The sequence below is a fragment of the Phreatobacter sp. genome, from assembly GCF_027532945.1.
Taxonomy (GTDB): domain Bacteria; phylum Pseudomonadota; class Alphaproteobacteria; order Rhizobiales; family Phreatobacteraceae; genus Phreatobacter.
Map to the genome: position 1 here is coordinate 22,681 of NZ_JAPZTZ010000005.1, position 12,008 is coordinate 34,688.

Annotated in this window: 12 protein-coding genes; 5 read left to right on the forward strand and 7 right to left on the reverse strand. The window is 67.3% G+C overall.

The features are described 5' to 3' along the window. From O9344_RS04555 to O9344_RS04565, 3 genes are all read left to right on the forward strand, one after another. Positions 1-1,431: an FAD-binding oxidoreductase gene (locus O9344_RS04555; RefSeq protein ID WP_298473355.1), complete on the forward strand. Its 1,431-nt coding sequence runs from the start codon at positions 1-3 to the stop codon at positions 1,429-1,431. A gap of 9 nt (positions 1,432-1,440) precedes the next feature. Beyond that, complete coding sequence (locus tag O9344_RS04560) at positions 1,441-2,022, forward strand: NAD(P)H-dependent oxidoreductase (protein ID WP_298473358.1); 582 nt, start codon at positions 1,441-1,443, stop codon at positions 2,020-2,022. Between the two features lie 103 nt (positions 2,023-2,125). Next, positions 2,126-2,632 carry a MarR family winged helix-turn-helix transcriptional regulator gene (locus O9344_RS04565; protein WP_298473361.1) on the forward strand — a complete coding sequence of 169 codons (507 nt, stop codon included), beginning with the start codon at positions 2,126-2,128 and terminating at the stop codon, positions 2,630-2,632. Between the two features lie 32 nt (positions 2,633-2,664). On the opposite strand, the gene O9344_RS04570 is transcribed toward O9344_RS04565, so the two are convergent. From O9344_RS04570 to ugpC, 5 genes are all read right to left on the reverse strand, one after another. Continuing rightward, the gene (locus tag O9344_RS04570; RefSeq protein WP_298473364.1) at positions 2,665-3,546 is read right to left on the reverse strand and encodes an NAD(P)-dependent oxidoreductase; all 882 of its coding nucleotides are present in this window, start codon (positions 3,544-3,546) and stop codon (positions 2,665-2,667) included. 100 nt (positions 3,547-3,646) lie between these two features. After that, on the reverse strand, positions 3,647-4,564 hold the full coding sequence (locus tag O9344_RS04575) for a carbohydrate ABC transporter permease (RefSeq protein ID WP_298473367.1): 918 nt from the start codon (positions 4,562-4,564) through the stop codon (positions 3,647-3,649). Between the two features lie 51 nt (positions 4,565-4,615). Continuing rightward, entirely contained in the window at positions 4,616-5,575 is a 960-nt protein-coding gene (locus O9344_RS04580) for a sugar ABC transporter permease (protein WP_298473370.1), read from the reverse strand. An 81-nt stretch (positions 5,576-5,656) separates the two neighbouring features. Next, positions 5,657-6,973, reverse strand: a complete 1,317-nt coding sequence (locus O9344_RS04585; RefSeq protein WP_298473373.1) for an ABC transporter substrate-binding protein — start codon at positions 6,971-6,973, stop codon at positions 5,657-5,659. A 105-nt stretch (positions 6,974-7,078) separates the two neighbouring features. Continuing rightward, the gene (gene ugpC, locus O9344_RS04590; RefSeq protein ID WP_298473376.1) at positions 7,079-8,143 is read right to left on the reverse strand and encodes a sn-glycerol-3-phosphate ABC transporter ATP-binding protein UgpC; all 1,065 of its coding nucleotides are present in this window, start codon (positions 8,141-8,143) and stop codon (positions 7,079-7,081) included. A gap of 234 nt (positions 8,144-8,377) precedes the next feature. On the opposite strand from ugpC, the gene O9344_RS04595 reads away from it, so the two are divergent. Next, positions 8,378-9,343 carry a 2-hydroxyacid dehydrogenase gene (locus O9344_RS04595; protein ID WP_298473379.1) on the forward strand — a complete coding sequence of 322 codons (966 nt, stop codon included), beginning with the start codon at positions 8,378-8,380 and terminating at the stop codon, positions 9,341-9,343. A gap of 19 nt (positions 9,344-9,362) precedes the next feature. Here the strand turns inward: O9344_RS04595 and O9344_RS04600 are convergent, their stop codons facing one another. Beyond that, positions 9,363-9,812, reverse strand: coding sequence for an NfeD family protein (locus O9344_RS04600; RefSeq protein ID WP_298473382.1), 450 nt, complete (start codon positions 9,810-9,812; stop codon positions 9,363-9,365). 1 nt (position 9,813) lies between these two features. Further along, positions 9,814-10,791, reverse strand: coding sequence for an SPFH domain-containing protein (locus tag O9344_RS04605; RefSeq protein WP_298473385.1), 978 nt, complete (start codon positions 10,789-10,791; stop codon positions 9,814-9,816). Positions 10,792-11,010: 219 nt separating this feature from the next. On the opposite strand from O9344_RS04605, the gene O9344_RS04610 reads away from it, so the two are divergent. Continuing rightward, the gene (locus tag O9344_RS04610) at positions 11,011-11,988 is read left to right on the forward strand and encodes a zinc ABC transporter substrate-binding protein (protein WP_298473387.1); all 978 of its coding nucleotides are present in this window, start codon (positions 11,011-11,013) and stop codon (positions 11,986-11,988) included. The last annotated feature ends 20 nt before the right edge of the window (positions 11,989-12,008 follow it).

The window sequence follows — 12,008 nt, forward strand, 5'->3', positions numbered from 1 at the left end:
ATGACCGACGCTGCCGCCCGCCCGCGCTACGACATCGACGGCCTCAAGGCGAAGCTCGCCGGCATCAAGACCGAGGACAATGCCAACCTCGTCCGCCAGAAGAGCCGCGACTTCTACTGGTACTCGCCGACGCTGAAGCGTCAGCTCGACCATGTCACCGGCGACATCATCGTCTCGCCGGTGAGCGAGCAGGAGGTGGTGCGGGTGCTCGCCGCCGCCCATGAGCTCGGCATCCCCGTGACGCCGCGCGGCACCGGAACCGGCAATTACGGCCAGGCCATGCCGCTCTCCGGCGGCATCGTCCTCGACCTGTCCGGCATGAACAAGGTGCTGACCATCCAGCCCGGCCGCTTCGTCGCCGAAGCCGGCGCCATCATCGCCGACATCGACAAGGTGGCCCGGCCGCAGGCGCAGGAGATCCGCATGCATCCCTCCACCTACGCGACCGCGTCGGTGGGCGGCTTCATTGCCGGCGGTTCGGGCGGCGTCGGCTCCATCACCTGGGGCGGGTTGCGTGACGCCGGCAACGTGATCCGGCTCAAGGTCGTGACCATGGAGGCGAGCCCGCGCGTGCTGGATCTGACCGGCGACGACCTCGCCAAGGTCGCCCATGCCTATGGCACCAACGGCATCATCACCGAAGTCGAGATGCCGCTCGGCCCCGCCTATCCCTGGGTCGACCTGTTCTTCGGCTTCGACACGTTCGAGCGGGCGGCAGCCTTCGCCAACCTCCTCGGCGAGGCCGACGGCATCGCCAAGAAGAACATCGCCGTGGTCGCGGCCCCGGCGCCGCAGACTTACTTTCTGCGGCATCAGGATTACATGCCGCCGGGCAAGCATGTCGTCATCGCCGTCATCGCCGACTTCGCGGTGGATGCGGCGCTGAACCTTGCCGGCAAGGAAAAGGCCGAACTGCTGCTGCGGTCCGACCAGCTCGCCGACGAGGAACGCCGCAAGCTGCCGCCCGGCTTCGAGCTGACCTGGAACCACACGACGCTCCGGGCGCTGCGGGTCGACCCGGCCATCACCTATCTCCAGGTGCTCTATCCCTTCCCGAACCAGGTCGAGCTCTCGGCCAAGCTGGAGGAGCGTTTCGGAGACGAGCTCATCAGCCACCTCGAATTCGTCCGCTTCGACGGCAAGGTGACCTGCTTCGGCCTGCCCATGGTGCGCTTCACCACGGAGGAGCGGCTGGAGGAGATCATGAAGATCCACGAGGATATGGGCGCGCCGATCTTTAATCCTCACCGCTACACGCTGGAGGAGGGCGGCATGAAGCAGACCGACGAGGTGCAGCTCGCCTTCAAGAAAGAGGCGGACCCGCAAGGCCTGCTCAATCCCGGCAAGATGATCGCCTGGGAAGACCCGAACTATGACTACAAGGCCGGCGGGACCTTCCTGTTCAAGGGGCTGGCGGCGGCGGACGAGTGACGCCGCGCCATGCGCATCCTCGTCCTCTACTGCCATCCCAATCCCGCGAGCTACGGCGCGTCGCTGCACGAGACCGTCGTCGCGAGCCTGCGCGCGCGCGGCCACGAGGTCGATGATTGCGACCTCTACGCGGAAGGTTTCCAGCCGGTGCTGAGCCAGCAGGAGCGCCTCGGCTACCACGACCTCGCCCGCAACACCGAGCCGGTGGCGGACCATGTGCGCCGGCTGCGCGAGGCCGAGGCGCTGGTGCTGGTTTTCCCCGTCTGGAACTTCGGTTTTCCCGCCCTGCTCAAGGGCTTCTTCGACCGCGTCTTCCTGCCGGGCGTTTCCTTCGGCCTCGTCGATGGCCGCACCCGCGGCATCCTCACCAACATCCGCCGTGTCGGCATCGTCACCAGCTATGGCGCGACCCGCTGGCGCGCCTTTCTCATGGGTGACCCGCCACGCCGCTTCTGCACGCGCGTGCTGCGAGCAGCCACCGGCTTCAAGGCGCCGATAGACTATCTCGCCCATTACGACATGAACCGCTCCACCGACGCGACGCGCGCCACGTTCCGCGATCGGGTCGCTGCCTGTTTCGCGCGGTGGTGAGCCGGCTCGGAGCCGTCATGGTCTCGTCATCAATTGTCGCGAATGATGTGCCGGCTGCGCAACCGCGGCCGGCCGGGACGCTTCGTCCCGCGAGGGGGACGCTATGAGCCGGCAGAAGGACGACCCCAAGGGCGGGCACGAGCCCTATCGCAAGACCATCGGCGCCCATCTCCAGCACGCCGCAAGGCTGCATCGCGCCCTGGTGGCCCGCAAGCTCACCATCCTCGGCCTCTATCCCGGCCAGGAGCAGGTGCTGAAGATCCTCGCCGATGGCGGGGACATGATGATGGGCGAGCTTGCCGCCGCCCTGAAGGTGCGCCCGCCCACCGCCTCCAAGACGATCGGTCGCCTCGCCGCGCAGGGGCTCGTCGAGCGGCGGACCGCCGGCGGCGCCGATGGCCGCCTCGTCCAGGTGGGCCTGACCCAGGCCGGCCAGGACAAGGCCGCCGCCATCGACGACCTGTGGTTCGCTGCCGAGGACGAGATGCTGGCCGACATGGACGCCAAGGAGGCGCGCCGGTTGCGCAAGCTGCTCCGCCGCATCGAGAAGACCCTGCGGCCCCATGCCGAGGACGCGGCCGACGAAGAGGACGAGGCCGAAGAGGCGTGAGCCCTCAGGCCTGAACGATCAGGCCTGAGCCGTCAGTCCTTTTTCGGCGCCATGGCGCGATAGGCCTCGATGACCAGCGCGTCGTCCGCCTTGCCGAGGCCCATGCCGGAGGCGGCGAGAAAGAGCTGGTGTGCCGCCGCGGCGAGGAAGAGCGGCGCCTTCGTCTGGTGGCCGGCATCCAGCACGATGCCGAGGTCCTTGACGAAGATGTCCACCGCCGAGGTGACCGGCGGATCCTCCATCAGCATCCGCGGCCCGCGATTGTTGAGCATCCAGCTGCCCGCGGCGCTGGAGCCGTAGATCTCCAGCAGCACCTTGGTGTCGAGCCCGGCGCGCTCGCCGAGCGCCAGGGCTTCAGCCGCGGCGGCGATGTGCACGCCGCAGAGCAGCTGGTTGATGGTCTTCACCATGGCGCCGTCGCCGGCCTTGGCGCCGACCCTGAACAGCCGCGAGCCCATCACCTTGAGCACTGGTTCGGCCGCGTCCAGCACCGCGGCCGGTGCCGAGGCCATGATGGTGAGCGTGCCGGCTTCCGCCCCGACCACGCCGCCGGAGACCGGCGCGTCGACGAAGCGGCGCTGGGTGGCCTCCACCTTCGCGCCGATGGCGGCGGCCCGGGCGGGAGCGCAGGTGGCGCAGAGCACGACGATGGCGTTCGGCGCAAGCGCATCGAGCGCACCGGCCTCGAACAGCACGGCCTCCGCCTGGTCGGCATTGACCACCATCAGCACCAGCATCTCGGCGCCGGCCGCTGCTTCCTTGGCCGAGAGAAAAGGCGTGCCGCCGTTCTGCTTGAGCCAGTCCAGCGCCGCCGGGTTCACGTCGGTGCCGCGAACAGCGTGGCCGGCCTTGGCGAGATTGGCCGCCATCGGGCGGCCCATGGCGCCCAGCCCCGCGAAGCAGATCGTAGTCATGGAGAGAAGTCCTCAGGCAAGCGTCACTGGCGGCGGGTGATGCCCCGTCGATTGCGGGACATCCAGACCGTTTCCGGCAGAGCGGCCACCCGGCCGGCGATCACTCTTTCACGGCGCCGGTCATGGCCGAGACGTAGTGCTCGACGAAGAAGGCGTAGAGGATGACGAGCGGTAGCGAGCCGACCAGCGCCCCCGCCATCAGCGAGCCCCAGCGGAACACGTCGCCATCGACGAATTCCGAGACGATGGCCGTCGGCACGGTCTTGTTGGGGTTCGAGGAGATGAAGGTCAGCGCGTAGATGAACTCGTTCCAGCACAGCGTGAAGGCGAAGATGAAGGCCGAGATCAGGCCAGGCACGGCCAGCGGGATGATGATCTTGACCATGATCTGCCAGCGGCTGGCGCCATCGATCAGGGCGCATTCCTCCAGCTCGTAGGGAATGGTCTTGAAATAGCCCATCAGCAGCCAGGTGCAGAACGGGATGAGGATGGTCGGATAGGTGAGGATCAGCGCGAAGGGCGTGTCGAACAGGCCATAGACATGGATGATGGTCGACAGCGGAATGAACAGGATCGACGGCGGCACGAGATAGGCGAGGAAGATGAGGCCGCCGACCGTCTGCGCGCCCTTGAAGCGGATGCGGGTGATGGCATAGGCGGCCAGCACCGAGGCGACGATGGACAGGAAGGTGGCGCAGACCGCCACGAACATCGTGTTCCACAGCCAGGTCGGATAGTTCGACTCGAACAGCAGCTTGTAGAAGTGCCGGAAGGTCGGTTCGCCGACCCAGAGCGGGTTGCCGCCGTGCAGGTCGAGCAGGTCCTGGTCCGGTTTGATGGCGGTGATGAACATCCAGTAGAACGGGAAGAGCAGCACCACCATGATGATGGCGAGCGGGATGTAGACCGTCACCGTCTTGCGCGGCAGGCTTTCGAGATAGCTCATGCCCTCGGAATGGTCGTCCTTCGCAACGGACGGGGTCGGCATGGCTTTCGGGGCGGAGGTCGTGGCGGTCATGACGCGGCTCCGGCGGCGGGGGTGGGTGTCGGGGCGGTCGAGAAAAGGCGATCAGTCATTGTTCTCTCCCTGCTGCCACTTGCGGCGCTGCAGGCCAAACCACGAGAACAGGATGGCGGCGAGCAGGAACGGCACCATGGAGATGGCGATGGCCGCGCCTTCGCCGAGGTTCCCGCCGAGGATGCCGCGCTGGTAGGACAGCGTCGCCATCAGGTGGGTGGCGTTGACCGGTCCGCCGCGGGTCATGGCCCAGATCAGCTGGAAGTCGGTGAAGGTGAAGAGCACCGAGAAGGTCATGACCACCGCGATGATCGGGGTGAGCAGCGGATAGGTCACATAGCGGAAGTTCTGCCACTTGGTGGCGCCGTCCAGCGTCGCGGCCTCGTAGAGCGAGGGCGACACGGTCTGCAGGCCGGCGAGCAGCGTGATGGCGATGAAGGGGATGCCGCGCCAGATATTGGCGAAGATGACGACGCACTGCGCCATGAAGGGGTCGCCCATCCAGTTGATCGGCGAGCCGCGGTCGAGCAGTCCCAGCTTCACCAACCCCCAGGTGATGACCGAGAACTGGGTGTCGAAGATCCACCAGAAGGCGACCGCCGAGAGCACGGTCGGCACGATGAACGGGATCAGCACGACCGAGCGGATGAAGGCCTTGAAGGGCAGGTTGTTGTTCAGCAGCAGGGCGAGATAGAGCCCGATGGCGAACTTCACCACCGAGGCAACGAAGGTGAAGACGATGGTGAAGATCAGCGCCCGGACGAAGTCACGGTCCTCGATCAGCCATTCGAAGTTCTCCAGCCCGACGAACCGCCCTTCGCGGCCGATGCGCGCGTCGGTGAAGCTCATCCACAGGCCCTTGCCCAGCGGATAGACCAGGAAGAGCACCAGGAAGGCCATGGCCGGCAGCATGAACCAAAGGCCGAGCCAGTTGCGGTTGACCTTGAGCCTTTCCCACGTCGACGGCTCGCCGGGAGCGGCGGTGGTACGGGCGATGGCGGCATCGGCCATGGGGAACTCCGGAAGCTGGGCCGCCGGAGCCCGTGAGGGGCTCCGGCGGAAGGGAGCCGGCGGCAGGGCCGCCGGTCGGCGTCAGCGATAGATGCGGCGCAGCTGCCGTTCGGCGACGCGGATCGACCCTTCCAGGTCCTCCTTGCCGGTGCAGAAGTTGGCGAAGAGGTCGACGACGATGAAGTCGGCGATGGCGGTCGCCGCCTTCTCGTTGATCGGGCCTTTGTAGCCGGCCGGGAAGGAGCGCTTCGCCGATTCGCGGAACACCCGGTTCTTCGGGTCCGCGGTCCAGACCGGGTTGGAGTCGTAGGCATTGAGGACATGCGTCAGGTAGCCCTGCGCCGCCTCGAGCCACGGATTGAAGTTCTCTGCCTCGAGGATGAAGGCCATGAAGGCCTTGCAGGCGTTCGGGAAGCGCGAATAGGTCATGCCGAACATCGGGAAGGCCAGCTGGATCTCAGCCGGCTTGCCGATCGGGCCGATCGGCCAGAAGGCATGGTCCATGTCCGCGGCGATCTCGCGCTGCTTGGCGTCCTGCGACGCCTTGGCCGCGGCATAGATCGAGATGCCGTTGGCCGTCAGCGAGATTTCACCCGAGAGGAAGGCGCGGTTGTTGTTCGAGTCGTTCCACGCCGCCGTGCCGGGGATGAAGGTGTCCCACAGCTCCTTGGCGTAGCGCAGCGCCGCCCGGGTCTCGGCGGAGTTGATGGTGATGCGCTCCTGCTCATCCACCTGCGCCGCACCATGCGACCACAGCAGCCAGTGGGCGAAGGCATTGCCGTCACCCGTGGCGCGGCCGAGCGGGAAGCCCGACGGCGTGCCCTTGGCCTTCAGCGCCTTGCAGAGCTCGAGGAAGCCCTTGGTGTCCTGCGGAACCTCGTTGAAGCCGGCCGCCTTCACCATCGAGATGCGGTAGTTGATGTAGCCGCCGTTGACGGCGACGGGGATCGAGATCCACTTGCCGCCGGCCTTGCCGTAGGCCTCGGCGAGCGGCACCCAGCCGCCATACTTCTTGCCGAGATAGTCGGCGACGTCGGAGACGTCGATGCACCGCTGAGGGAACAGGTGCGGCACGGAATAGAGGGACCAGATGAGGTCCGGGCCGGTGCCGGTATTGGCGGCGACGGAAGCCTTCGGCTGCACGTCGTCGAAGCTCTCCGACGAGACATTGACGCGCACGCCGGTCGCCTGGGTGAAGGCCGCGACCATGCGGTTGAACTGGGCGTCCTCGGCCTCGACGAAGCGGCGCCAGCGCAAGAGGTTCAGGGTGGCGCCCTGCTCGGGCCGGAACGGGGCGGCTTGCGCCCAGGCCTTGGCCCATTCGGTGAGGCCGGAGCCACCGAGGACGCCGGCGGCCGCCGCGCCCTTCATCAGCGTACGACGATTGAAGACAGTCATGGGTTGATCCTCCCGATCAGGATATCCGGAGCCCCTCTTGTGCGTGGGCTTTGCCGGCTTGTTGTCATGCGGGTTTGCCCCGCTGTTGGCATGCTGACGCGCGCCTCAGTGGCGCGGCAGGGTCTTGCCGCTCTCGGCGTCGAACAGATGCGTCACGCGGCGGTCGGTGCCGAGGCGGATGCGGTCGCCCGGCTTGAAGTTGTGCCGCTCGCGGAACACCGCGATCACCTCCTGGCCGTCGAGCTTGGCGACGACCTGGATCTCCGAGCCGGTCGGTTCGACCACCACGACCTCGGCCTCGGCGCCGGCCTCGTTGTCGATGAGGAAATGCTCGGGGCGGATGCCGTAGACCGCCGGCTTGCCGTCGGAGGCGGCGGGCGCCGCGCCGAGCGGCAGGCGCGCCCCGCCCTCCAGAACGAAGCTCTGGCCGTCCACCTTGCCGCGCAGGAAATTCATGGCCGGCGAACCGATGAAGCCGGCGACGAACATATTGGCGGGATTGTCGTAGAGATCGAGCGGCGCGCCCATCTGCTCGACGATGCCGTCATGCATGACGACGATCTTGTCGGCCATGGTCATGGCCTCGATCTGGTCGTGGGTGACGTAGACCGTGGTGGTCTTCAGCCGCTGGTGCAGCTCCTTGATCTCGGTGCGCATGGCAACGCGCAGCTTGGCGTCGAGGTTCGAGAGCGGCTCGTCGAAGAGGAAGACCTGCGGGTCTCGGACGATGGCGCGGCCCATGGCGACGCGCTGGCGCTGGCCGCCGGAGAGCTGGCGCGGGAAGCGGTCGAGCAGGGCGGTGAGGTTGAGGATCTCCGCCGCGCGCTTCACCTTGGTGTCGATCTCGGCCTGCGGCGCGTTCCGAAGCTGCAGCGAGAAGCCCATATTGGCCGCCACCGTCATGTGCGGATAGAGCGCGTAGTTCTGGAACACCATGGCGATGTCCCGCTCCTTCGGCGGGACATTGTTCACCACGCGATTGCCGATGGCGATCTCGCCGCCGGTGATGTTCTCGAGGCCGGCGATCATGCGCAGAAGGGTCGACTTGCCGCAGCCCGACGGGCCGACCAGCACCACGAATTCGCCGTCGGCGATGGGGACCGTCACCCCATGGATGATCGCCGTGGCGCCAAAAGACTTGCGCACGTCGCGGATCTCGACGGATGCCATACACAATCCTCCCCGGGCCCATGGCCCCTGCCTCGCGCCGCCGGCCCTTGACCCGGGCTCTGCGATCCGGTCCCATGGGGCCGGCGCGGCATCTGGCTGTTTCTCGCAGCCAGTGTGGCATGTCGAAAAAACTGAAATCAAGTGACATCAGAGGGGCCGACGGTTGAAATTCAATCGGTTGAAAATTGGCGTGTGATCGCCAGTCTCACCGCCGCCGCCCCCGAGGAGACGACCATGACGAAGCCCGATCTGCTGATGACCGGTCCGATGATGCAGATGATCCAGGACCAGCTGGCTCAGCGTTTCACTGTCCACAAGCTGTGGCTCGCCGAGGACAAGGAGGCGATGCTGCGCCAGCTCGCTCCCAGTGTGTCGGCCATCGCCTCGGGCAGCCACATGCCCTGCGACCCCGCCCTCATGGGCCGCTTTCCCGGACTGAAGATCGTCTCGTCCTTCGGCGTCGGCTATGACCACGTGGACGCCGCCTGGGCGGGCAAGAACGGCATTGTCGTCACCAACACGCCCGACGTGCTCAACGAGGAGGTGGCCGACACCGCCCTCGGCCTGCTGCTCTGCACGGTGCGCCAGTTCCCGCAGACCGACCGCTACCTGCGCGCCGGCAAGTGGCTGGAGAAGCCCTATCCGCTGACCGGCACGCTGCGCGACCGCAAGGTCGGCATCCTCGGCCTCGGCCGCATCGGCAAGGCCATCGCCAAGCGGCTCGAGGCCTTCGGCGTGCCGGTGGTCTATCATGGCCGCACCGAGCAGAAGGACGTCGCCTATCGCTACTATCCCTCGCTGGTCGACATGGCGAAGGACGTCAACGTCCTGCTCATTGTCGCCCCCGGTGGCGCCTCGACCCATCGCATCGTCAATGCGGAGGTGCTGAAGGCGCTCGGGTCCGACGGCATCGTCATCAATGTCGGCCGTGGCTCGGTGGTGGACGAGCCGGCGCTCATCGAGGCGCTGAAGGCGAAGACCATCCTCTCCGCCGGCCTCGATGTCTTCGAGGACGAGCCCCGCGTCCCGGCCGAGCTGATCGGCATGGACCACGTCGTGCTCTTCCCCCATGTGGGATCGGCCTCGGTCCACACCCGCAACGCCATGGCGCAGCTGGTCGTGGACAATCTGGTGTCCTTCGCCGACGGCAAGGGGCCGCGGACCCCCGTCGCCGAGACGCCCTGGCCGACCGTAGCGTGATCGCGCTGGCAGAGGCGGCTCAGGCCGCCTCGACCACCAGTGTCGCGCCATCGAGCGCGGCCACCCTGACGCGCCGCCCCGCGGCGAGGTCCGGGCCGGTCACCGCCCAGACGGAATCGGCGAGGCGGATGCGGCCGCGCCCCGCCTGGATCGGCTCCTCCAGCACGAATTCGCGCCCGACCAAGGCCTCGGACCGGCGGTTGAGGTCGGGCCGGTCGCTGGGCGTTGTGGTGCTCGCCCGCGCCATCTTGAACCAGCCATAGAGGCTGATGAGGGCGAGGACCGCGAAGACGGCGAACTGCACCTGCCAGGGCGCCGGCACCATGAGGAAGAGCAGGCCGGTGAGCGCCGCGGCGCCGCCGAGCCAGATCAGCACATAGCCGGGCGCCAGGATCTCCGCCGCCATGAGGATGGCGGCAGCGACGATCCAGCTCCAGGCGCCCCAGGAGGCGAGGGTCGTGACGATCATCTCAGCCTCCGGTGCTCGGGACCGACCCGCCACGAACCGGCGGCCGGGCGACGGCGTCTGGCCCGAAGGCGGCCTTGGCGATCTCGCCGATGCCGGCGAGCGAACCGAGGATCTGCGTCGTTTCGGCAGGCAGGATCAGCGTCTTCTGGTTCGGCGAGGTGGCGAGCGATTCCAGCGCCTTCAGGTACTTCTCGGCGATGAAGTAGTTCACGGAGAGCGCGTTGCCGCCGGCAATCGCCGCAGACAGCATTTCCGTCGCCTTGGCCTCGGCCTGCGCCAGGCGCTCGCGCGCCTCGGCGTCGCGGAAGGCCGCCTCACGCCGGCCCTCGGCCTCGAGGATCTGTGACTGCTTCTCGCCCTCGGCGCGCAGGATCTCCGACTGCCGCTGCCCCTCGGCCTCGAGGATCACCGCGCGCTTCTCGCGCTCGGCCTTCATCTGCCGGCCCATGGCGGCGACGAGGTCGTTGGGCGGGGCAATGTCCTTGATCTCGATGCGCGTGACCTTCACGCCCCAGGGCGAGGCGGCCTGGTCGACGACCCGCAGCAGGCTCTCGTTGATGGCGTCGCGGTTCGACAGCAGGGCGTCGAGGTCCATCGAGCCCATCACCGTGCGGATATTGGTCATGGCGAGGTTCATCAGCGAGGCATCGAGCCGCGTCACCTCATAGGAGGCGCGGGCGGGGTCGAGCACCTGGAAGAACATGATGCCGTCCACCGTCACCTTGGCATTGTCCTTGGTGATCACCTCCTGGCTCTGCACGTCGAGCATCTGCTCCATCACGTTCACCTTCTGACCGATGCGGTCGATGAAGGGGATGATGAGCTGCAGGCCGGGGGTGAGGGTGCGCGTGTACCGGCCGAAGCGCTCGACGGTCCACTGATAGCCCTGGGGCACGGTCTTGATGCCGGCGAAGAGGAACAGGACGACGAGGACGACGATGCCGATCAGGGCGATGTCGCTGCCGACGAACGGGAACATCAGGAGGGGCTCCATCAGGGAGAGGGCTGGCGCGCCAGGGGAACCCTCGCACTCCATCACCGTCACATTGCATCGCGATTGCGTCACTGCCGCGGCGGTGTTTCACATCGACGTGTTCTTGCGAATGCCTCGCAATCTTGACAGGAAGGCCCTGCAGCCCCACTCTCTTTGCGAATGAGTTGCAACAGCGGCGCTTGATCGCCCCGCCGAGGTGATGCCATGCAGGCCCTGACCCGACGCCATCTCCTCGCCACCGCGGCCCTCGCGGGATTGGCGCCCGGCACCATGGCCCCGGGTGCCATGGCTCAGGGTGCGCCGACGCGCCTGTCCATCGTCACCACCACCGCGATGCTCGCCGATGCCGTCCGGATGCTCGCCGGCGACCAGGTCCGCGTCGAGGCGCTGATGGGCGAGGGCGTCGACCCGCACCTCTACCGGCCGACCCGCGCCGACATCGTCAAGCTGACCCAGGCCGACATGGTCATCGCCCATGGCCTCGGCCTTGAGGCGCAGTTCCGCGAGACCTTCCGCCAGATCGCCCGTCGCCGCGCGCCGGTCATGGCCGCCGAATCTATTCCGAAGGACCAGCTGCTGAAGGACGAGGAGGTCGCCGACAAGCCCGACCCGCATGTCTGGATGGACCCGAAGCTCTGGATCACCGTGGTGCGCGCCGTCTCCGACGCGCTTGCCGCCGCCGATATCCAGGGCCGCCGCAAGGTGACGCCCGATCTCGCCCCGGCGGTCGCCAAGCTCGAAGCCCTCGCCACCTATGCCGGTCAGGTTCTCGCTTCCGTCGCGCCGGAGCGGCGGATGCTGGTCACCGCCCATGACGCCTTCAGCTATCTCGCCCGCGCCTATGGCCTGGAGGTTCACGGCATCCAGGGCCTGTCGACCGAGAGCGAGGCCGGCCTGCGCGCCATCGAGGCGACCGTTGACCTGATCGTCACCCGCAAGATCCCCGCCGTCTTCGTGGAGAGCTCCGTCTCCGACCGCAACATCCGCGCAGTGATCGAGGGCACGGCCCGCCGCGGCCACCGCGTCACCATCGGCGCCGAACTCTTCTCCGATGCCATGGGCAAGCCCGGCACCTATGAGGGCACCTATCTCGGCATGATCGACCACAATGTCACGGCCATCGCCCGCGCCCTCGGCGGCACCGCTCCCGAAAAGGGCATGTCCGGCCGGCTCACCGGCTGATAGGCTCGGGGGATCTTGGA